General features: G+C 53.3%; 28 protein-coding genes and 1 tRNA gene. 13 read left to right on the top strand and 16 right to left on the bottom strand.

From position 1 onward, the window contains the following. Window positions 1–577: 577 nt before the first annotated feature. A complete protein-coding gene (locus ACRBCU_RS17610) occupies window positions 578–961 on the top strand; it encodes a hypothetical protein (RefSeq protein ID WP_431366704.1) in 384 nt (127 codons plus the stop codon). Between the two features lie 463 nt (window positions 962–1424). Beyond that, a complete protein-coding gene (locus ACRBCU_RS17615; protein WP_431366705.1) occupies window positions 1425–2393 on the top strand; it encodes a tyrosine-type recombinase/integrase in 969 nt (322 codons plus the stop codon). Here ACRBCU_RS17615 and ACRBCU_RS17620 read toward each other — a convergent pair. From ACRBCU_RS17620 to ACRBCU_RS17690, 15 genes are all read right to left on the bottom strand, one after another. Then, window positions 2378–2653, bottom strand: coding sequence for a helix-turn-helix domain-containing protein (locus tag ACRBCU_RS17620; protein WP_431366706.1), 276 nt, complete (start codon window positions 2651–2653; stop codon window positions 2378–2380). The genes ACRBCU_RS17615 and ACRBCU_RS17620 overlap by 16 nt on opposite strands. 260 nt (window positions 2654–2913) lie before the next feature. After that, window positions 2914–3147, bottom strand: coding sequence for a hypothetical protein (locus ACRBCU_RS17625; protein WP_431366707.1), 234 nt, complete (start codon window positions 3145–3147; stop codon window positions 2914–2916). A 9-nt stretch (window positions 3148–3156) separates the two neighbouring features. Further along, the gene (locus ACRBCU_RS17630) at window positions 3157–3321 is read right to left on the bottom strand and encodes a hypothetical protein (RefSeq protein ID WP_431366708.1); all 165 of its coding nucleotides are present in this window, start codon (window positions 3319–3321) and stop codon (window positions 3157–3159) included. A gap of 20 nt (window positions 3322–3341) precedes the next feature. After that, window positions 3342–3569 carry a hypothetical protein gene (locus tag ACRBCU_RS17635; protein WP_431366709.1) on the bottom strand — a complete coding sequence of 76 codons (228 nt, stop codon included), beginning with the start codon at window positions 3567–3569 and terminating at the stop codon, window positions 3342–3344. A 259-nt stretch (window positions 3570–3828) separates the two neighbouring features. Further along, window positions 3829–3963 carry a hypothetical protein gene (locus ACRBCU_RS17640; protein ID WP_431366710.1) on the bottom strand — a complete coding sequence of 45 codons (135 nt, stop codon included), beginning with the start codon at window positions 3961–3963 and terminating at the stop codon, window positions 3829–3831. A 70-nt stretch (window positions 3964–4033) separates the two neighbouring features. Next, window positions 4034–4774, bottom strand: coding sequence for a hypothetical protein (locus tag ACRBCU_RS17645; RefSeq protein ID WP_431366711.1), 741 nt, complete (start codon window positions 4772–4774; stop codon window positions 4034–4036). Next, window positions 4771–5829 (bottom strand): DUF5131 family protein, encoded by a 1059-nt coding sequence (locus ACRBCU_RS17650; RefSeq protein WP_431366712.1) that lies wholly within the window; start codon window positions 5827–5829, stop codon window positions 4771–4773. The genes ACRBCU_RS17645 and ACRBCU_RS17650 overlap by 4 nt, the downstream gene beginning before the upstream one ends. Next, window positions 5826–7349 carry a DNA cytosine methyltransferase gene (locus ACRBCU_RS17655; protein WP_431366713.1) on the bottom strand — a complete coding sequence of 508 codons (1524 nt, stop codon included), beginning with the start codon at window positions 7347–7349 and terminating at the stop codon, window positions 5826–5828. Before ACRBCU_RS17655 ends, ACRBCU_RS17650 begins: the two co-directional genes overlap by 4 nt. 47 nt (window positions 7350–7396) lie before the next feature. Next, window positions 7397–7585 carry a hypothetical protein gene (locus tag ACRBCU_RS17660; protein ID WP_431366714.1) on the bottom strand — a complete coding sequence of 63 codons (189 nt, stop codon included), beginning with the start codon at window positions 7583–7585 and terminating at the stop codon, window positions 7397–7399. Then, window positions 7582–7872, bottom strand: coding sequence for a hypothetical protein (locus ACRBCU_RS17665; RefSeq protein WP_431366715.1), 291 nt, complete (start codon window positions 7870–7872; stop codon window positions 7582–7584). The genes ACRBCU_RS17660 and ACRBCU_RS17665 overlap by 4 nt, the downstream gene beginning before the upstream one ends. Further along, on the bottom strand, window positions 7872–8123 hold the full coding sequence (locus tag ACRBCU_RS17670) for a hypothetical protein (RefSeq protein ID WP_431366716.1): 252 nt from the start codon (window positions 8121–8123) through the stop codon (window positions 7872–7874). The genes ACRBCU_RS17665 and ACRBCU_RS17670 overlap by 1 nt, the downstream gene beginning before the upstream one ends. Beyond that, complete coding sequence (locus ACRBCU_RS17675) at window positions 8120–8308, bottom strand: hypothetical protein (protein ID WP_431366717.1); 189 nt, start codon at window positions 8306–8308, stop codon at window positions 8120–8122. Before ACRBCU_RS17675 ends, ACRBCU_RS17670 begins: the two co-directional genes overlap by 4 nt. Before the next feature lie 307 nt (window positions 8309–8615). Next, window positions 8616–9245 (bottom strand): acyl-homoserine-lactone synthase, encoded by a 630-nt coding sequence (locus tag ACRBCU_RS17680; RefSeq protein ID WP_431366718.1) that lies wholly within the window; start codon window positions 9243–9245, stop codon window positions 8616–8618. Beyond that, on the bottom strand, window positions 9187–9657 hold the full coding sequence (locus ACRBCU_RS17685) for a response regulator transcription factor (RefSeq protein ID WP_431366719.1): 471 nt from the start codon (window positions 9655–9657) through the stop codon (window positions 9187–9189). The genes ACRBCU_RS17680 and ACRBCU_RS17685 overlap by 59 nt, the downstream gene beginning before the upstream one ends. 325 nt (window positions 9658–9982) lie before the next feature. Beyond that, window positions 9983–10354 (bottom strand): hypothetical protein, encoded by a 372-nt coding sequence (locus ACRBCU_RS17690; protein ID WP_431366720.1) that lies wholly within the window; start codon window positions 10352–10354, stop codon window positions 9983–9985. A 318-nt stretch (window positions 10355–10672) separates the two neighbouring features. Here ACRBCU_RS17690 and ACRBCU_RS17695 point away from each other — a divergent pair, with 318 nt between their 5' ends. The 3 genes from ACRBCU_RS17695 to ACRBCU_RS17705 are packed head-to-tail and all read left to right on the top strand — an operon-like array spanning window position 10673 to window position 11596. Next, a complete protein-coding gene (locus ACRBCU_RS17695; protein WP_431366721.1) occupies window positions 10673–11083 on the top strand; it encodes a hypothetical protein in 411 nt (136 codons plus the stop codon). Next, window positions 11067–11399 carry a hypothetical protein gene (locus ACRBCU_RS17700; RefSeq protein WP_431366722.1) on the top strand — a complete coding sequence of 111 codons (333 nt, stop codon included), beginning with the start codon at window positions 11067–11069 and terminating at the stop codon, window positions 11397–11399. The genes ACRBCU_RS17695 and ACRBCU_RS17700 overlap by 17 nt, the downstream gene beginning before the upstream one ends. Next, the gene (locus tag ACRBCU_RS17705; RefSeq protein ID WP_431366723.1) at window positions 11396–11596 is read left to right on the top strand and encodes a DUF7220 family protein; all 201 of its coding nucleotides are present in this window, start codon (window positions 11396–11398) and stop codon (window positions 11594–11596) included. Before ACRBCU_RS17700 ends, ACRBCU_RS17705 begins: the two co-directional genes overlap by 4 nt. Window positions 11597–11619: 23 nt before the next feature. On the opposite strand, the gene ACRBCU_RS17710 is transcribed toward ACRBCU_RS17705, so the two are convergent. Further along, complete coding sequence (locus tag ACRBCU_RS17710) at window positions 11620–11952, bottom strand: hypothetical protein (protein ID WP_431366724.1); 333 nt, start codon at window positions 11950–11952, stop codon at window positions 11620–11622. Between the two features lie 227 nt (window positions 11953–12179). Here ACRBCU_RS17710 and ACRBCU_RS17715 point away from each other — a divergent pair, with 227 nt between their 5' ends. The 8 genes from ACRBCU_RS17715 (at window position 12180) to ACRBCU_RS17750 (ending at window position 18676) form a co-directional block, all read left to right on the top strand. Beyond that, window positions 12180–13355 carry a hypothetical protein gene (locus ACRBCU_RS17715; RefSeq protein WP_431366725.1) on the top strand — a complete coding sequence of 392 codons (1176 nt, stop codon included), beginning with the start codon at window positions 12180–12182 and terminating at the stop codon, window positions 13353–13355. Next, window positions 13352–13675: a hypothetical protein gene (locus tag ACRBCU_RS17720; protein ID WP_431366726.1), complete on the top strand. Its 324-nt coding sequence runs from the start codon at window positions 13352–13354 to the stop codon at window positions 13673–13675. The genes ACRBCU_RS17715 and ACRBCU_RS17720 overlap by 4 nt, the downstream gene beginning before the upstream one ends. Beyond that, a complete protein-coding gene (locus ACRBCU_RS17725) occupies window positions 13672–13986 on the top strand; it encodes a hypothetical protein (protein WP_431366727.1) in 315 nt (104 codons plus the stop codon). Before ACRBCU_RS17720 ends, ACRBCU_RS17725 begins: the two co-directional genes overlap by 4 nt. Next, window positions 13983–15101, top strand: coding sequence for a DUF7146 domain-containing protein (locus ACRBCU_RS17730; protein ID WP_431366728.1), 1119 nt, complete (start codon window positions 13983–13985; stop codon window positions 15099–15101). The genes ACRBCU_RS17725 and ACRBCU_RS17730 overlap by 4 nt, the downstream gene beginning before the upstream one ends. Then, the gene (locus ACRBCU_RS17735; protein WP_431366729.1) at window positions 15098–16951 is read left to right on the top strand and encodes a DNA primase family protein; all 1854 of its coding nucleotides are present in this window, start codon (window positions 15098–15100) and stop codon (window positions 16949–16951) included. The genes ACRBCU_RS17730 and ACRBCU_RS17735 overlap by 4 nt, the downstream gene beginning before the upstream one ends. A gap of 449 nt (window positions 16952–17400) precedes the next feature. Beyond that, the gene (locus ACRBCU_RS17740; protein ID WP_431366730.1) at window positions 17401–18081 is read left to right on the top strand and encodes a hypothetical protein; all 681 of its coding nucleotides are present in this window, start codon (window positions 17401–17403) and stop codon (window positions 18079–18081) included. Between the two features lie 70 nt (window positions 18082–18151). After that, a tRNA-Met gene (locus tag ACRBCU_RS17745) sits at window positions 18152–18227 on the top strand. A 17-nt stretch (window positions 18228–18244) separates the two neighbouring features. Continuing rightward, window positions 18245–18676 carry a hypothetical protein gene (locus ACRBCU_RS17750; protein ID WP_431366731.1) on the top strand — a complete coding sequence of 144 codons (432 nt, stop codon included), beginning with the start codon at window positions 18245–18247 and terminating at the stop codon, window positions 18674–18676. The last annotated feature ends 34 nt before the right edge of the window (window positions 18677–18710 follow it).

Genomic DNA, 18710 nt, shown 5'->3' on the forward strand with positions numbered 1-18710 from the left:
AGGAAACTAGGGGCACCTCACTCATCCGAGCACTTTGACACTTACTTTCGATTTTCAGTGCCCCTCAAAACGATACCCAAGGCAGGACTCGACTGTCTCCTTGATGCATCGAGGACGGTTGAAGAAATTTAAGTCCGTGTTCGGGAGGCAATTGGAATCACACAAGCCGAGGGGCGAACCAAAGCTGCCTACATTCTTGATGAGTTGACTACTCATGGCCCCAAAATCTCTTTTGAACATGGGGAGAAGTCGCTGACCGCATTGTTCGGCATGGCTGACGATTTGCTTTTGGACCAAGATGAGGGACGCGGTTTCGCATCATATGGCGACAACGGGCTACGACTGCATTGGTTATCGCGATCCATACTCAGGGATCGAACTACTCTTGAAGAACGATCCAAGCTTCTGGGTAGGGCTGTCGCGGTAGCCACCTTGCAATGGCACGTCGATTTCAGCAATTCTGCTTGGGAGGACTACTATCCAAGCCATCCAGACCGCGAACCTTCTTCAGGAGCGGAAACGCTCACGACTGAAGCCTTGGCCGAACGGCTTCGCAGTCAATCACTCGATATGCTCCGTGCAGCCGCAACTGACGGCACTTTGCTATCTTCGCCCGCTTGCTTTTGAGTGGGACCGATTGCAGCCAGATGCGGCTGGTGAGGTCATAGCCTACACAACGCAGGCGTTGGAGGACGACGTAAAGCTCTACCAACGTGCTTCAGCCTTTCTAGGGAAATCTTATAGTCACGGTATGGGAGGCTTTGGTGGCGAACCTGGTGATCTTGTGCAACGAGAGAACGACCGCGCACAAGTGAACGGAATTGATCGACTGCTAGAAGTGGACGAGTTCCGGCGGCGGTTGAGTGAGCCCCCACGAAGCGATGCGTTCGATGAAAAGCACAAGTCTACCATCAGTCGGTTTTTGACTGCATGGGGCCGGCGGGACGCTGGTGAGGATTGATGAAGGGACGTCTTGAAATGCTGCCTGACAGACCAAGGTCCGCTATGCAGGTTGCGACTGCAGCATTCGAACGGTGAGGTGAATGGCAACTTAGGGCCGATTGCGATAAACAGCGATGAGTTTCTTGCAGACTGTTTAGTTTTGTCGCGGATCGGCCAAAAAACCGAGACCGAAAGAACTACTTTGCGCACTGGGTGCGGTCGAGATCGGAAGAGCAAGTGGTTTAGTGTGGATTGAAGTGTGGATGAAAACTTGCATAAATCTCATTACACACTGAATTTGTTTGATTTTTACGGAAAAATTGGTGCCCAGGAGAGGCAACTCAAAAAACCCAACAAACTCACATAAACACCTATGTTTTAAGGCCAAATGGCGTGTTTTAGGGGTGCTATGAAGTGAGAACATACCACAAACAAACATACCATTTTGACAATCGATTACGAACGAATTACGAATCCGCCACATGGCGACATTCCGAAAACTACCGTCTGGCAAGTGGCAAGCTCAGATTGCCCGCAAAGGCAATCGTAAATCAGCGAGCTTCGCAACCAAGCGCGAAGCTCAAGATTGGGCTGCGCGGCAAGAGTATCTTGTAACAAATGCAGAGCCGCCCCAATCGAAGATCACATTGAAAGACGCCTTTGATCGTTACGCGCGTGAGGAATCGCCCAAACGTGACGGGGGAAAGTGGGAAGTGGTGCGCCTTGAGCGCTTGTCGACCGACAGGATCGCAGGCAAGCGCTTAGCGGATCTGGAGCCTTCTGACTTCGCCGATTGGCGAGACCGCCGCTCCAAAGAGGTTGCGCCTGGAACCGTGCGTCGCGAGTTGACGCTTATATCATCGGTGCTGACAACCGCGCGCCGTGAGTGGGGTCTGATCGCGCACAATCCTATATCTGACATTCGAAAACCGTCATCACCACCGCCACGCGATCGGCGCGTGTCTTCGGATGAGATAGAGAGGCTGGTGGAGGTTGCAGGCACGGACTTGACCAAGGCTACAGCGCGAGCAGTGCATGCGTTCCGCTTTGCTGTTGAGACGGCCATGCGAGCTGGTGAGATTGTCGGCCTAACAGATGAAACCGTTGATCGAGAAACGCGGGTTGCTACTTTGCCGAAAACCAAGAATGGCACTGTCCGAAAAGTTCCCTTGTCTACATCAGCTCTCGGTCTTTTGGAGGCTCTACCCGAAACGGATGGGCCACTGTTCGATCTTAATAGTCAGCAGATCGATGCGCTGTTTCGTAAGGCCCGAGACAAAACAAAGATTGAAAATTTGCGGTTTCATGATAGCCGCCATGAGGCAATCACTCAGCTGGCGAAAAAGATGGATGTTCTAAGCTTGGCCAGAACGGTAGGCCACAAAGATATCAAAATGTTAATGATTTATTACAATGAGACTGCTGAAGAGTTAGCTCAGCGATTGGATTGATCTACAATACACTCTCTGCTGATCAAAATGTTTTTGCCCTCACGGCGTGTGTCGAAATGGCCGGCGCGCACCTTGCGCCTAATTGTGTCTGGTTTGACGCGCAGGTATTCCGCAGCCTCTTTGACAGTGAACCATTCCGGCATTTGTTCCTGGCGCAAGCCCTCAACAGTTTGGGTAAGGGATTGCACCTGAGACGAAAGACCAAGCATGATCTCTTTCATCTCGGCAATGTCTTCGGAAGTCGCGATTTCAATTCCCATTATAGTCCAACTCCCATCAATGCTTCTCGGGTTGCTGCGTCTACGCAGCGCCGCCAGATACGTTCCTCTCGCTGCAGGAGGTTCTTGTCGTCCTTGGAGGCGTTGAGGCGTCTCAGTGATCGTGTGTGAAGCCTGCGCATCTGGTCGGGAACTAAGCGGTAGTGATCTCGGCAAAGAAACGACCAGTGCGGCGGAAACTTGCGTGACCACCGCTTGCAGCCGAAACAGGCACAGGTTTGTTTTGGATGCTGCGACATGACCTATTCTGGTGCCTTTTGAGTGGTGACGCTGACAGGCGGATGACCTGTGCCAAGGATAGTGAGCTTGACCGAGCCACCGTTTGCCAGATCCGCGAGCTCTTTGGGCGTCGGCTCCCAGAGTGAGGTCATGTGGTTCACCCCATCGATCACCTCATCGTGGATCGTAAGGGCGTGATATTCGTCTTGGCTATCCGCTAAGACTCGCGTAGCGTTGGATATACGAAGTGCTTGCATGTTCGTCCCTTATTTCTGTTCGTAGGCTGCGGAAAGAAGGTTGGTTTCCGCCTCAGTTAAATCATCGCGAAAGCGGGCCTCTTCTGCCCATGCGCCAAGCGCTAAAACTAGGTCTTTGAAGCTTTCGAGATCTTGAATATTGATTTTCAAATCCATCACTACGTTTTCGGCCATTCCTGAAACGTCCCTTTTTGTCAAAGCTGTGCCAGTAGCGTTTTTGGCGCTTCGCTGGCGAGGTAAACCTTTTTGCGATTGTCGTATTTCATCGCATCGGGGTTGGCGTCATTGAACGCGCGAAAGTCGAGTGCGGCTTGCGCGCAAGAAATACCAAATTTGCGTTGCAGGTGGCTGCGAGTGATGAAGCCATAAACGCGCAGCATGTCCGCGATCCAGTCTTGTCTGTGCGATGCGAACCAATTCATGCGAGCCTCGGAAGGGTTTGAAGCCAAATATTCACCTCGTGAGCGGAAATTTCGCACTCGCGTCTTTTTGGTTTCTCCGGTTCTCGAAGATCAGGTCGGTCCCAATACATTCTGCGCGCGGCCAGAACATATCTCACGCGGTCGGCATTGTAGGCTGGTTCACCATCAAAGTCTCTTGGGCGAAACCTCTTAGGTATTTCGTGGATCAAGTCGCATAGCTCTTTTTTCCGTTTTGGGATTGGTACAAGTAGCCAGTCTTTCATTTCCCATCCCCTTTTTGTTTGAGGCCATGTCGAACGAAATCCTGCACCAGCTTGTAGGGAGCCAGTGATCCAAATTTGTTGGCGATTTCATCAGCAATTTGTCTGCGCAGTTCGCGTTCGAAGTCGGTCATTTAGCCACCTTCCTTTCTGCCAACGCGGCTTTGACCGCATCATGCTCAGACACCCATCTTTCGATTTCGGTCATGCCGCGACCCCTTGGACGTTCTGGTGCAGGACATCGAACTTGGTGACATCGACCCAAGGGTTGGCGTCCCATGCGCAGAACCCGTTGATGCTGTTCCAGAGTGTTCGATATGACGCCCTTGCGCTCCTGCAGCCGTCACCGATTGTGCGGTTGCCGTAGACTTTGAATGGGTATTTTTGGCGTGTCGGGTTGGCTAGGCGTTCAACCCCTTCAGCCGCAGCGCTGGCTTCATCAATGTCCTGCAGTTGTTCAATATCGAACGCAGTGACTTTCAGCGTCAGGCGGCTTTCCAGTTTGGGCAGAAAGAGGCTGGAACGCTTATACCATCCTGACCGCTGTTCGGGCTGGCCGGTCATCACATCATCTGGCGCTTCGAACAGCACGGGTTTTTCAGGGTATCTGACAAACTGCCGCTTTGGCTTCTGCGTTTTCTTGGTCAGTTCATCGGTGGTTTCCCACCACCCGAGCGCATAGTGCGCTTCCTTGACCCAAATCAGGTCACCGACTTCTGCCCTGCATTCTTGCGTGGTGATAACGCCCGACCCGCCAAAGCCTGACGCTATGCGCGACCGCGTTTCACCTTCCACCCTGAAGGGGTAGATGTCGCAGGTTTCACCCGCGTCATTTTGGTAGGTTTCGGGCTGCGGATTTAGGATGCGCCGCGTTTCGGTTTTGCGACCGGCCAGCAGTGCTTCCACCATGGCTGGACTGAACAGCATCGGGATTTGACGCGTCATGTTGGCACCTCGTTCCATTCGCGGCCATCAAGCAAGCGCCCAGCGGCTTTCTTGCCGATGCGATGCATGGACATGGAATGCGGACCTGCGAACGCACCATGCGGTGCCTTTGGGAATTGGCCTTTTTCGCCAAGTCCATATTCGGTGCCGTCACTGTCCATGCAGATGGCGTCAAAGCGGTTGCGGGTTCTGGCATCGGGGTGTCGGATTGGCGGCTCATCGTGCAATGCGGGGCCGTTGGTTTCATCGTGTTCGGAATAGGGTTGCCATTCCCCCCACTGCTTAAACAAGAACGCTGTGCCTGCGCTCTGGCATTGGTCGCGCAGCGACTTGGCCCATGTAGGGTGCATAGGGCGCGCGTGCGGGCCGCTCTCGCCACCGCAGATGACCCAATCTATTATCGGAGTTCGATAGAATACGTCCGCGCCTTCAGGGTCTGTCGGGTCGACGCCTAAGCCACGTAATACCGAAAGGTCGTGACCTTCATGTGTCGTCACTAGCAGATCAACCGGCCCCAACATCGGCTCGATACTCAACCCAACCCAAGGAATGCAGTGGCGTTTCTTAAGATCGAGCAATCTTGGAATGTCGCGGTTTGCTTCTTCTTGGTTCACAACCGTGATCATAAGGCCCACATGCTTAGGCCAGTTCCACTGCCTCCAAAGCTCTGGGATCATTTTGTCGACGTTGCCAACACGCTTGGTAAGCATCTGGACCCGGGTATCAGTCGCAGCCTCTATCGCTTCGAAAGCCTCTTTGCGCCACGCTAAATCAATCGCGTTGTCGAACACATCGGACAGAGAGGAACAAAACACGCGCGGCCAGCGGCCATGTTTCTCGAAGAACGCAGGCGCGTCACGATTGATCTTGCGAAGCTTCGCGATGCCGCCTTTCACCTTCCGGCGCGGCGCGCCTGACCCCCAATGCTTGCCGTCTGTAAAGCGATTGTCGCGCGCCTCTGCGTAGCAGTTATCGCAGCCCGGGCCGACCTTCTGGCAACCTTCCCAGAAATTGACCGAGTAATCTGTCCATTCGATTTTGGTTTGATCAGTCATGATTGTGGTTTCCTTTTTATCTGCTCCATGCTGAGCTTCATCCGATCCATGACCCACTTGATGTTTGGCACGGCCATCGAGTTTCCGTATGCTTTGTATTGCGGACCGTCTGCCGCAGGTTTGCCGCGGTAGGTGATTGCCGTGTGATCGTCAGGAAAGCCCTGCAAGCGCGCGCATTCAGTTGGTGTCAGGCGGCGCACGGCCCACGATTGGGCTATGGCCGTTGTGTGCGTCACCGAAAGCGCAGGCGATAACGGACCCGGAGCCGCGACTTGTGTGCCTGACATTTCGGCTGGGAACGCGATGGGAACAAAATGACCAGCAGCTGCACCCTCTGGGCGTCCGCTGGGGCCGCCTGAAAAACTGTCTCGGCAAATCGCGCCTGCAACTGGCACAATCGGCGTGCCGCGGCCAGAACCGTCCTCACTGGCATCATAGCCTTCGCCACGCAGGGAGTGCGCCACAATATCTGTCGCGTCTTTGTAATCGCGCTCTTTAAGCGTAGAAGCCGTGCCATCGATTGTGTATTCGCCGATGGCCGTCATGCGCGCAGCAACCGCATGTGGGCCGCGTGCCACCAATGCAGGCATTGACGGTTTCTCGCTTATCTCCGGAGAGAATTGCGCGTTTTCACCCTGATTGAAAGCCGCTCTATCTATAACTATTGGGGAGTCACCACACTCTTGAGTGCTCGCTCCAGCGCCTTCGGCAGAGCTTTGTTCCGCTTCCCCGCGCGTCGGAGGATCCCCGCGCATGCTGTCTGGCTCAAGAAGTACCGCTGCGGGATCGACGCAGTTTCCAAAATCGACGACAACGAACACACGCTTGCGCCGCTGCGCCACTCCGAAGAATTGGGCATCGAGAACGGACCATGCTGCCCGTGACCTTGGCCCCTGCACCATACCCTCACTTGGCCATTTGCATCTGTGGTGGGCTTTAACAACTTCGAATTCTCCGGTTGGCTTTCCATCTTCGTCTTCGATTGCAATTCTGCCGGCCTTGACCCATGTCCATCCTGCGTTTGACTTCCCCCTTGCTGGACGCTCACACGGTATGAGGGGATCCAATGCGCCGACAAGTCCTCCCAAGAAGCAGCCGAAGGCGTTTCCTTTGTCTGAGAGGACGCCTGGGACGTTTTCCCAGAGGACTGCGAGTTTTCCATCAGGTCGAGCATCGACTGTTGCATGGCAAGTCTCCACAAATTTCAAAGTTAGGTTACCGCGTTGGTCATCGGTGCCTTTGCGCAGGCCAGCGATCGAGAATGCTTGGCAAGGTGTTCCAGCCACCAAAATGTCAGGCAGAGGAACGCCGCGGCTCCGCAAAAGGTCTGGCGTTACTTCGGTCATGTCGCCCCACAAGAGCGGGTCGCCCTGATTGTGGTTCTCTGGCAGTTTGTAGCCAAATCGCGCTTGCAGTACGGCACGGGGAAACGCCTCAATTTCGCTGGCAAGGCGCCAATCAACCCAAGGAGCTGCCATTTCTGGCGCTCCGATGCCAGAGCAGAGTGTCATACCGATCATGAGGTTTTTACTTTCATTTGGTGGCCGGTGCGCTTCAACTCTGACCGTCACAAAAGCCACCAAATGAATGCGGCCCATGTGGCTATCATGATCAGGATGCACGCGCCCAGCATGGACGCGAGCACCTGATCATTCTCACCTTCCGAGTCTTCAAATTCGGGCTCTTCGGGTGAACACCTTCCGTGAGTGAAGGATTCCTTGCGCTCTGGCTGTGCGTGCTGGCGATGGTTGCTCATTGTATCACCTCGTAATTCTCAGGACGCAGCGTCAGCGGCTTGGCGCGCATGTCGCTGATTTCGATGATGCCAGTGAAGTATTGGCGGCTACGCACGACGCCTTGCTCTGGCGCTGCGCAGGGTGATCGGCGAAAGGTGACCCAATCGCCAATTTCGGGTGGGCAAAAAATCGCCCTTGAACGCGGGTCTTTCGCATCCAAGGGCAAGTTCAAGCGCGCGCGGTCATGAGGTTGGCGCGACGCTCCCAAGTGATCGTGATTGTCTGAGTGAGCGAAAGAATGTCCCATCATGCGGCTCCGTCATAGAAAGAGCGCGCGCGGCAGGCGGTGCAAAGGCGGTTGTGCGGACCTTCACTTAGAAAAGCTGTGTCGCACGTCATGCAGCTTCGCTCTTGCGAATTTTCTTCGCGCTTGAGGCGCTCCAAGGCTTCCTCTGCTTGATCGAGGTTTTCAGGGCCAAGCACGGGCACTTCATTTCGAAAGACGTAGTAGGCGTTTTTGAAGCGCCGAACCTCGAATTGAACTTGGCCTTGTGTCATGCCGCTTCCCCTTTGATGAGGGCTTGCAGATCGAGAGCGCGGGCGCGTTCCTCGTTGTCATGGCTTAGCGTGCGAATTGCATCGCATGCATTAAGGATCATGGCGTCGCTTGCATCCTTTGGTTGGGCGATTACGCCGCGGGCGTGGTTTAGCGCCTGCTCTGACTTGCTGAGTAGCGCCTTCATTGGGCCACCTCGGTGCGCAACTCGACCATGTGCCTTTGTCGGCAAACCATCCCATTCGCAGTCTTGAGTGTTAGCCAAGCAAGGCGACGCAGAAGGGGGCGTTCGCTGTATTTCTCAGGATTGGCCAGCACCTCGCGGGCATCCGAAAGAAACTGAGCGCTCGGCTGTGCCTGCGGGATCCGGGGTGGTTGAAAATGTACCATCTTTGCCTCCTGTGATGCAAAGACGTGTAAGCGGTAAAAAAACCGCTGTCAATAAAAAGCGGTTAAAAAACCGCAATCTCCAAATCGAGGCATCTTGGTGCAACCTAAACTTCGAAGGCAAACACGGCCATCTCGGAGCTGTTTTCATTCATTTTCACAACTCTACTTATTCTAGAAGTCCTTAAGCCAATTTTAGCGAAGTGTGCGGGTACCTGTGGATTGGTAACTGCCAGCATTCGCGTGCAACCAACTGACTTCGCCCTTTGCCGATGCCGAGCAAACAACGTCCGAAATCCGATTATCTTTTGAGCGAGTGGTACGCGGAGAGTTGGATGTAATAGTAGTCGCGTTACATCCCAATCTGATTTACTGATCGGAACTGCTAGGTCGGGGTAAAGTTGAAACAGCGCTTCGATCAGAGACCCCGGATTGGGCGACCCAACACGATGTCCGCGAGCGGCCATTGCGAGTTTTTCATTATTTAGAATGATGCAATAGTATGCGTTTTCATTGTCATATTCATCGGTTTCCCGGTCGTTAAAGTGATTTATTTCCCATCCCAGCTTGTCGACGAACACTTTTTTCCGCGATCGAAAATACTCATCCAATGCCGGATGTGGTTGGCTTTCACAGTATTCTGGTTCACAAACAGTTAGGTTAAGCCAGCTTAAGGCTTTAGTCGAATATCCCTGCTTTAGTTGCTTTGATGATTGCTTGGTGAAATGTTTCGACACGTAGAGACCTTTCAATGTTTCTCTTGTGTGTCTGTACTGTTTTTATCGAGACTCCCAAACTGTGAGCAATTTGCTTTTCTCTTTTGCCGGCGCGGATCTGCATCAAAATGTCGATTTGGATTTCGGAGAGTGCCAGATCGGTTGACTGACTGCCAAAGATGGACCCACACAGCGTAATAATGCTTGCCGCCAAATCATCCTGGAGGGTTTCAGTTAATTCAACCGTTGGTCGCATAATGATACTTGCGATCGAAGGTTCCTCTCCCAGCCTAAAGAAGAACGTATGCCCCCGTTCCGGGTTTAGGCCGTGCTTCTCGCAGTGTTTGAATGCCTTGTGAGTGAGATCGTAGTTGTCACGCCAAGCAACCCAGCCATCAACATTACCTACATCTGCAACAACAGGATCATTCACAAACATCCTCTTAAGGGTATAAGAAACTTTGAAGGAAAGCGGCGCGTTAGACTTAAACTTGGTTGGATGCCGGCCTCTGAAATTTGCGGCGAAAAAATAGTGTTGTGTAACATTCGAGATGTAGTCGACTATCTTGGCAGGATCGTTTTCCATTACCTAAAAAGGAAGCTTTCGAAGGTGAATTGCAACCCCTATGCTGTAAATTGCAACCCCTATGCTGTAAATTGCAGGGATATTTGATTAAAATGTGCTAAGAGGTTTAACGTGGCAAGTAATGAGGTGGTTCAGAAGCTTTCCCAATTATCTAAAGAAAACTTAGATATTCTTAGTCGGACCTTGGATTTTTCTCTTGTTTCTCTAGGAGAATTTCCAGCAATCCCAGTACTTGATCATGAGCAGCAGGATCTAATTCCAAAAGCCGGTCCATCTTCATCGCAGTAGAGTCCGGTGTGGCTTCCGTCCCATGGATAAGCCAACTTTCTGTTGTTTCTAATACTCTCGCTAATGAACTAATTGTATTTGCGTTTGCCCCACCTGCCGCATCGGGATTTTTTTCGGCGCGCCGGCGAAGATTGCGAATTGCGTCGCTAGACAGCCCGGCTTTTAGTGAGAGTGCCCTGTCGGTTAGTGAGGCAAGTTGTTCAGGCAACTCGGCCCTTCTGCTGTCAATGCGATGGATAATGTTACGTATTTTCATGCGGTTACGTTACCTCAATGTGTTTAGCCAGTGTGAGCGGTAAAAATACCGTTGACAGTGAGGTAAAAAAACCGCATCTACTGTGGCCATGTATAGCATTTCAGATCTACTCGAAGCGATTGATGCCTACCGACTTGCAGTCGGTGTGAATTCAGAAACGACGGCAAGCTATCGCATTTTTGGCGACTCAAAAAAACTCACTTCTCTTCGAAATGGGGGTGATTTGACTACTTCTCGCTTCAATGCGACCCTTTGTTGGCTCGGTGAGAACTGGCCCCCAGAGACCAAAAGGCCGTCGTGCGTTTCCGAGGCAGCGCCGTGAGCAATCGTGATCAAAAATCTGTTCCATGCTCTGACTCTAGCGCAACTAATGTAGAAAATTCTTGTGCTGATCAGCGTCAAAACACGCCTGTACAGGAAACATCTTTCCAGATTGATCGAACCAACCTGCAAGATGTCGCGCGTCAGCGGTTTCGCGATCTGCTGAAAGATACCTGGCCCGGATCGGACAAGGAAACGGCGCGGCGAGCAGCCAAGGCGCTCAACGTGCATGAAAAGACCGTCCTCAACTGGCTGGCCTGTACGCATTCAGCGCCATTCGAGATTGTTTTCGCCATTGGCTGTTTCACTGGCGTTTATCGCGTCATGGACGTGATGACGCGCGGACAGGGACGTTTGCAGGTGCTCAATCTGTTTGCCAAGGGGGTGCGCCGTGTACTTGGGAAGTGATCTCTTGGGCCTAGGCTATTCGGATGTTGGGGCGGTTGGCGTTGAGCAATTGACCAGCCAATTGGGCCTCTGGGTGCGCAATTCGATTATCCACCTATGGGGCGGCTATGTCGGATTTCACCAGTGGTTTTATCATCCTACATGGCAAGCCGCACTACGCATGCTCTTCATTGCTTATTGCTTATTGCAAGTGGCGCAGCTTTGGACGCCCGGTGATTTTGTATGGATCGCGCTTGATAGTGTTTGGGATGTGGGCGCAGTTGCGATCGGCATTTGCTGGGCTTGGTCAGACGCAATGCGCGGGGCTTTGAGATGAGTTTCGTTGAGGCCCTCATTAATTCGTTGGTTGGTTTGTGCGTGGCTGTTTTGTTAACGCGCTTTGCGTTGCCATTCTGGGGGTACGCGCCTTCGATCGCAGAGTCTTTTGAGATAACCGCGCTGTTTTTCGCCGCGGGTTTCACGCGCAACTGGATTATTTGTGCGCTGTTCCGCCGCTTTGGGAGGAATTCGTGATGTCGCTTCCAGCCGATCAGGACTTAGCGGAGATCGCCTGCCACAAAGCGATCTACAGTTTCAACAAAGTTGTCCTCTTTGTTCATGTAACAATGCACAAACAAGGTGCTCAGCGGATTTGCAGCGTTTGCAGATGTGTCAGACACGCGCCCAAGAATGAAACTTACCATCGGCGAGAAGAGAGCTGGATTTCCGGCTGTTTTGGTAAAATCCTCGCAGGAAATTGCCTCCATCGCGTTCAGTGCGCTGGAGTAAGATTTGTCAAGCGCTCGCTTGGCTTTGTTGATGTCGCTGGCCGTCGCTTGAGTTGCCAGCAATGCGATGGCGATGGCCATGCCCGTCAGTTCGAACTTCATAAAAAGTATCCTTGTAAACAATCTGTTGAGGTTAGGCGCGATCGGGGCGGATTGTCTATCGCATTGACGTCGAAACTCGCGAGCGGGGGTCGCAAGGCCAGCCGTCTTTCGCCGTACCGTGGGGGCGCGGCGGCTCGCATAGAGTGTCCCCCTACCTCCCTGTTGTCCTTGGGCCGCGACTGGTTTCGCCGGTTTGCGGCCCATTTTTTTGGCGTTGGGAGTTTGGCATGAATGCACAGCCCACAACTTGGGAGTCCTGCGCAGAGGCAGGAATGACCCAAAGTGAAGCCGCGCGTGCAATGGGACGAAAGCCAATGCATGCGCATCGATATGCGCTCAAGCATGGTTTGAAGTTCGCCAAATTTGTGCCGCCTTCGCAGAAACTTGGCGCGCACATTGATTTGCCAATTGGCGACGCTGAATTTGACAGCACAGCGCCTGCTCAGAACTGCGCGAACCTTTGGTTGGCTGTTTTGCTTGAAGAAATCAGGACAGTCCTGAACGAGCGTGTTGCAGATCGCCATGCAGATCGGGCGCGCGCCCGAAATTGGTTCGGGTCTCCTGATTTTGAGGTGGTTTGTTTGATGGCTGGTCTTGAACCCGAGTATGTTTTGGGAGTTGTCAACGCTCGCTCTGGTTCACTTCGATTAGGGGGGGGCGCGCAAATGAGCAGCGCAAATACTTCCGCAGCTGTTATGCAGCAACGATCCGAGCCCCATGATAGTTTGGACGACTTCCCAACGCCGCCATGGGCAACGCGCTCTCTGTGCGAAAAGCTGTTGTCTCACGGCGAGCCTTTGAGAGCGCAAACCGCTTGGGATCCTTGTTGCAATCGCGGATATATGGCCAAGCCCGCGGCTGAATATTTCAAGTCAGTTTATGCCAGTGACGTGCATGATTATGGTTGGGAAGGGCAGGATGCGGTTGCCGACTTTTTGATTGACGGGGTAGCCGATGCGCCAAGCGTCGATTGGGTGGTGATGAACTTTCCCTTTAGGCTCGGACAAGAATTCATCGAGCGAGGTTTGGAGGTAGCGCGGCGCGGCGTTGCAGTCTTTGCGCGGACCGCCTTCGTTGAAGGCCAAACACGTTATGAGCAGCTGTTTCGAGATCACCCGGAGTCGCTGTTTATGCCCTTCGTTGAGCGCGTTGTGCTTTGGAAAGGTGTGTTGCTCGATCCTGATGTGAAGATTTGGCGTTGGAACGAGAAGAAAGGCAAGTTCGTCAATGAGAAACCGACATCTGCGACAAGCTATTGTTGGTTGGTGTTCACCCATGATCGTCCCAAGTTCGGCAAGGTCGATCGCATTGGCATTGTTCGCAAGTCATTGACGCGCGCTGGCGATTATCCCGAGTTGCCAGAGAAGTTCAAAAGGCCCACTGAGTTGGGGGCGTTGCTATGAGGCGGGACTGTGTTCAAGCTTTTGCCTTGCTGGCCTGTTCTGTCGCTTTGAAAGCAAAGACAGGACGCTTGAGTGTGCGTGATCAATTGGGATTTGCAATTGCGGCGCTTGAATGGTTGCCCGCTCAGGATGCGGCGCAAACTGCGGTTGTCGACTTTACCAATCGTTTCCTCGTAGACCCCGTCGATGCGGGAACGCGCCTACAAGCATTCGTCAGCAATTGGTGCGAGGAAGTTAACCCGACCCGTCTGGAGGCAACTTTGGATGAGATCAACGCACAGGGCGTCTTCGCTTGGCAACAGCGGGCGGACTTAAAATGAGCGAGCGGATCAGAACTGCAGAGCGTTGCTTGGTTGCGACTTGCGCCCATCTTGCGTTGACTAATGAGCGCGACACCAACTTCCAAGTTTGGCGCGACTGCCTGTCGATTGTGTTGGTTGATGCTCAGAAAGGATCCCGCGCGCTTTTTCCATTGGTTGAGGTTGCTGAGGAAATTGTTTCTGCATCAACTGCATTGGCTATTTCTGGTGCCATGCAACGTCTGCGATTTGCGGTGAGTGGATATTACGCGCGTGCAGCTGCACAGAGTTTCGAGAAATTTCAAGAACAGCCAAACGGGGCGTGCCAATGAGTTATGCGACGGATCCACGTGTGGACGAAGCAAAAGCCTTTAGCATGCCAGAGGTTGTTCATCGCCTTGGGGTTCAGGGGTTGCGTGATAATTCAGGCGAGTTGATTGGGCCTTGTCCGCTTTGTGGTGGTCGCGATCGATTTGGAATCAACAAAGGCAAGAAGACATTTCTGTGCCGCAAGTGCGATATTCGCGGCGGGGATACGATTGCCCTGGTGATGGCCGTTTTAGGAATGAAATTCCCTGACGCTTTGACGTTTCTTTGTGGCGATCAAGCCGCTGTCATTTCACAAGATGAGATCGATGCACGCCGAGATCGCGCACGGCGTGCCGAGCAAGAGCAAGCAGATAAGTCAGCTCAGTTTCGCAGGTGGGCCATTGCGAAGGCCGTCAAGATCTGGAACAGCGCAGAGCGGGTAAGTGGCGGGCCGCTATTCGATTACCTGCGCGGGCGTGGTTTTGGGGATGCTGTTTTGAGCGATCTTCCCAAGGCAATCCGTTTCCTCCCAGATCACCCTTATATCAAGAAAGTTGGCGGCGAAAATGTCACCATGCATCGCGGACCCTGCATGATTGCTGGCATTTTAACGCCTGGCAATGTTTTGGGCGCTGTTCATCGAACGTGGATCAATCCGGAGCCGCCCTTTGGAAAAGCCGTGATTTCGCACGGGGGTGAAAAGCAGCCAGCCAAATTGGTGATCGGGTCCAAAAAGGGCGGCGCTATTCGATTAACTTCGCGATGTAGCTCTGTGTTAATCATGGGCGAGGGGATTGAAACGACGCTCTCTGCGTTTGCTGCGGACCCGATCGAGGGCGCGGATTATTGGGCTGGCGTTGATTTAGGCAACATGTCGGGCAAAATGCAGCGCGTACCAGGTGTTCGATACTCTGGGTTGCCTGATCTGAGCGATCGCGATGCATTCGTGCCACCGCCTTGGGTCACTCGTTTGATCTATATTCAGGACGGTGACAGCGAAGAAAAGATGACACGCGCCAAGCTTACGTCTGGCTTGCAGCGCGCGATGGCGTTTTACCCTGGTCTGCGAGCGCAGATTGTTCGTGCTGGGCAGGGCATTGATCTTAATGATTTGTTGTTAAGCGGGGCGTCCAAGTGAGCGATCGCGGCGAAGACAAAGTGCGCGGGCAATTTGATGCAGCAGAGGATCTGCAGCCTGACCCATCTTTGCGCGCCGAAATTGAGAATGGGAAAGAGGATCGGGGTGCGCCGCCTGATGATCCCCACACCCCGATCAATCCGTTTGAACATTTACTGCCGGAGGGCGCAGGCCTGCCTTTGAATGATACAGGCAACGGAAAGCGGTTTTGCCTCTATTACGGCGAGGATGTGATCTGGGTGCCCCGCGTGGGTTGGCATGTTTATGACGGCAAGCGCTGGCAGGTCGATGCCGATGATATTCTCATAAGAGGGTTGGGGCAGAAAATTCACGATCGTTTGTTGGATGAAGTACCTTTCGTCACGCTCGATGATTGGCAACTAGAAGTGATCGCGTCTGAGCCAAGCGTGCGCGCAGAGATCGCGCAGCTAGAAGCCGTGGAAGCCAAAGATCAAACGCCTGAGCAACTCATGAAGATGGAAAGTCTGGGTCGCAAGCTTACCAATATCCGCAAGACCAAAGACCAGAAGTCAGCGATCAAGACTGAGCATCGCAAGTTCGCAAAGTCGGTCGGCAATAGCTCGCGGATCGATGGGCTGCTCAAAGAAGGCCAGATCGAACTGGCGCAAGCGCTTGAAGATCTGGATGCTGACCCGTTAACAATCAACACGCAAAGCGGTGTTCTCAGATTTGAAGTTACCCCGGACCCCAAAAGCAAGCTTGATCGAGCTGATTACACATTGCTCGATCATGAGCGGCGCGTGCCCGTTAAGGGCCGCAATATGCCTCAGTTTATTACCAAGATGATGCCTGTCGATCACGATCCTGAAGCACGTTGCCCTAAGTTTGATGCCTTCCTAGAGCGTGTTCAGCCTGACATCGAAATCAGAGGGTTTCTGCAGCGTTGGCTTGGCCTATCAATGACGGGCCTTACCGGTGAGCAAAAGTTCGCATTCCTTTATGGCAGCGGTGCCAATGGCAAATCGGTTCTAGTCGACCTTATCGCCAAGATGATGGGTGATTATGGTGCGACGGCCAAGATTGAAAGTCTGACAGGGCGCAACCGGCGTGGTGGCGGCGATGCGACGCCTGACCTTATTCCGCTCGTTGGTGCGCGTTTTGTACGCGCCTCTGAGCCAGACCAAGGCGAGCGTCTACAAGAGGGCATGATCAAAGAGCTGACAGGGGGTGAGCCGATACTTGTGCGCCCTTTGCATGGCGACTTTATCGAGGTGCACCCAGAGTTCAAGCTCACCATGTCCGGCAATCACAAGCCTGACATTCGGGGCACTGATGACGGCATTTGGCGTCGCATCTTGCTTGTGCCATTTGATGTTCAAATCCCGCCCGAAGAGCGCGATCGCGGTTTGACCGAGGCGCTATATGCCGAGCGATCGGGAATCCTCAATTGGCTCATCGATGGGCTGTTGGATTACCTCGAGAGTGGTTTGCGCGAGCCAGAGAAGATTTTGGACGCGACAAAAGAATACCGCGAGTCGAGCGATCCAATTGGTACGTTCCTTGCTGAGTGTTGTCTTGTGACTGGAGAGCCGAGTGACTTTATGACGGCGCGCGATCTGGGTGATGCATTCAACTATTGGCTCGATGCCAGCGGTGAAACCATGTGGGGCTTGCGCACTGTGAGCAATCATTTGCTTGCGCGGGCGGGGCGTTACAAAGACGCCTCAACTGGCAAGAGTTTCATCCGCTCAAAGATGAAGGTGACGGGCTATCGGGGTATCGTGCTCTCGATCGAGTTTGCCGAAGATCTCAAGAACGCCACGCGCAATGCTCAGGGTCGTCCTGTCGCTAGGAACGCCTCATCAAGTAGCGGCGAACCCGACAAGTGACGCTTTGGCGTCATATCGCCGCCTTGGGCTTCGCCCGCACCCCGCACCCCTACATCCAGACAACGATTGATTTTCGGCTTAGTCGGCCCACTGGGCGGCTTTGTCGGCTTAGTATTGGTTTCGGGGGTTTGGGGAAAGCCTTTGATTGTCAGTACTTTATGGCGCGATTTCGGCGCGGTCGGCCTAATCGGCTCAATCTGCGAAGTAACGCATGCGCGAGCGATGTTGTCGGGGTCTGGGGGAAAACGAAATTTATCTATAAACCCCGCAAACTGAGCCGACTAGGCCCACTAGGCCGCGCACCGCCAATTTATCCCTCTATTTCATTCACTTATGTTGGTGTGGAATGCGATGATATTGGGCCGACAATTAGCCTGCTAAGCCGATTGCGCCCCCATTCTTTCTATCGAAAATCAACATTTAGCCACTAGTAAATAAATGGATACAAAATGCAGGGTTTAGCCTTGATGGTAGATCAAAATAGCAGTGTAAGCAGCTCAAAGATCAAAGAAACTAAGAGTGTGGTGCAGCTTTTGCAGTGGGCATTTGGGGCGGAATGCGCTCAGCTTGATCTTGATGAATATGGATTTAGCCAACGCGCCAGCATGGCTTCGCAACTAAGGATCTTGCAGCAGGGGTGTCGCGTTGATGGGGGTGGTCGCTCGCTGCCGCATCACGATGCTGAGTTGATTTCTGGTGCTGTTGCCTCGCTCATTCACAAGAGGGCAGTTGGTGGTGCGCGCTTGGCGTTAGATGTGGCTCACTATGCTCGGTTTGGTAAAGCACCAGATTGGATGCCCGGTGCACAACCGAAATGCGCTCCGGTGCGTTGGATGAACAGCAGATATGGACCGCGCGCGATGAAAGATGTCTCGACCGATTGGCGAGGTTTGAGCCGTAAGAACAAGTATGGTGCGCAGGTTCGTGTTGATGTCGACTATTGCCCTATCGTTTGGCAGGACACTCCTGATGAAATAGCAGCAGCTCGGCGCAGGTATTTAGAATGGTATGGCGCTTTGATAGATATCAGGGATGAGCTAAAACGGCTGCCACTTGAGCGCTATGTTGTCAGTGATAAGTTGCCGAGGCGCGCGCCGTGGCGAAAGAAAAATATTGACGGTTCAATTTAACGACTATAGACAAGCGACCAACAACTGATTTGCGCCCGCACGGTACATTCCGCGCGGGCGCTTTGCGTTTCGTGGGATGGAGCAGTTGGTAGCTCGCTTGGCTCATAACCAAGAGGTCGCAGGTTCAAGTCCTGCTCCCGCAACCAGAACAGAAGGCGAAGTGATGGGCAGACTGAAAGGGCGTGCGCTGCCGCCTCGGTTTAAACCTTTGCCGTCGCGCTTGAAGCCTATTGGCGAACGTGAGGGGCGCTCAGCTGGTGGTGTGCGTCGATCTGATGGGCCAATCAACACGGCTCGCTGGCAGAGGCTGCGCTTGGCTGTGTTGCGCCGTGATGCCGTCGACATATCGGGTCGGTTAGAGGACATGCCGATGCATGTGCTGTTTAAGAGAGAGCCGTTGATGTGGCCCGTTTGCCAGCAGACTGGCGTCCTGCTCGTTGGCGGAAAGAACGAACCTAATAGCCCGGTGGTTGATCACATCGAACCGCATCGCGGCGACCTCAAGTTGTTCTGGGATAAGAGCAACCTGCAATCCGTGTCGAAAGAGTGGCACGACAAAACGAAACAAAGCTTGGAGAAGCGAGGGCTGGCTTGAAGGGGGGGGCATCAAATCCCTGAAACCCCTTCAT

The organism is Planktotalea sp. (assembly GCF_050633725.1).
Lineage (GTDB): Bacteria > Pseudomonadota > Alphaproteobacteria > Rhodobacterales > Rhodobacteraceae > Planktotalea.

Coding starts and splice junctions, on each gene's coding strand:
- ACRBCU_RS17615 (WP_431366705.1), top strand. CDS start 1,425: ATGGCGACATTCCGAAAACTACCGTCTGGCAAGTGGCAAGCTCAGATT.
- ACRBCU_RS17620 (WP_431366706.1), bottom strand. CDS start 2,653: ATGGGAATTGAAATCGCGACTTCCGAAGACATTGCCGAGATGAAAGAG.
- ACRBCU_RS17625 (WP_431366707.1), bottom strand. CDS start 3,147: ATGCAAGCACTTCGTATATCCAACGCTACGCGAGTCTTAGCGGATAGC.
- ACRBCU_RS17630 (WP_431366708.1), bottom strand. CDS start 3,321: ATGGCCGAAAACGTAGTGATGGATTTGAAAATCAATATTCAAGATCTC.
- ACRBCU_RS17635 (WP_431366709.1), bottom strand. CDS start 3,569: ATGAATTGGTTCGCATCGCACAGACAAGACTGGATCGCGGACATGCTG.
- ACRBCU_RS17640 (WP_431366710.1), bottom strand. CDS start 3,963: ATGACCGACTTCGAACGCGAACTGCGCAGACAAATTGCTGATGAAATC.
- ACRBCU_RS17645 (WP_431366711.1), bottom strand. CDS start 4,774: ATGACGCGTCAAATCCCGATGCTGTTCAGTCCAGCCATGGTGGAAGCA.
- ACRBCU_RS17650 (WP_431366712.1), bottom strand. CDS start 5,829: ATGACTGATCAAACCAAAATCGAATGGACAGATTACTCGGTCAATTTC.
- ACRBCU_RS17655 (WP_431366713.1), bottom strand. CDS start 7,349: ATGATCGGTATGACACTCTGCTCTGGCATCGGAGCGCCAGAAATGGCA.
- ACRBCU_RS17660 (WP_431366714.1), bottom strand. CDS start 7,585: ATGAGCAACCATCGCCAGCACGCACAGCCAGAGCGCAAGGAATCCTTC.
- ACRBCU_RS17665 (WP_431366715.1), bottom strand. CDS start 7,872: ATGGGACATTCTTTCGCTCACTCAGACAATCACGATCACTTGGGAGCG.
- ACRBCU_RS17670 (WP_431366716.1), bottom strand. CDS start 8,123: ATGACACAAGGCCAAGTTCAATTCGAGGTTCGGCGCTTCAAAAACGCC.
- ACRBCU_RS17675 (WP_431366717.1), bottom strand. CDS start 8,308: ATGAAGGCGCTACTCAGCAAGTCAGAGCAGGCGCTAAACCACGCCCGC.
- ACRBCU_RS17690 (WP_431366720.1), bottom strand. CDS start 10,354: ATGAAAATACGTAACATTATCCATCGCATTGACAGCAGAAGGGCCGAG.
- ACRBCU_RS17705 (WP_431366723.1), top strand. CDS start 11,396: ATGAGTTTCGTTGAGGCCCTCATTAATTCGTTGGTTGGTTTGTGCGTG.
- ACRBCU_RS17710 (WP_431366724.1), bottom strand. CDS start 11,952: ATGAAGTTCGAACTGACGGGCATGGCCATCGCCATCGCATTGCTGGCA.
- ACRBCU_RS17715 (WP_431366725.1), top strand. CDS start 12,180: ATGAATGCACAGCCCACAACTTGGGAGTCCTGCGCAGAGGCAGGAATG.
- ACRBCU_RS17720 (WP_431366726.1), top strand. CDS start 13,352: ATGAGGCGGGACTGTGTTCAAGCTTTTGCCTTGCTGGCCTGTTCTGTC.
- ACRBCU_RS17725 (WP_431366727.1), top strand. CDS start 13,672: ATGAGCGAGCGGATCAGAACTGCAGAGCGTTGCTTGGTTGCGACTTGC.
- ACRBCU_RS17730 (WP_431366728.1), top strand. CDS start 13,983: ATGAGTTATGCGACGGATCCACGTGTGGACGAAGCAAAAGCCTTTAGC.
- ACRBCU_RS17740 (WP_431366730.1), top strand. CDS start 17,401: ATGCAGGGTTTAGCCTTGATGGTAGATCAAAATAGCAGTGTAAGCAGC.
- ACRBCU_RS17750 (WP_431366731.1), top strand. CDS start 18,245: ATGGGCAGACTGAAAGGGCGTGCGCTGCCGCCTCGGTTTAAACCTTTG.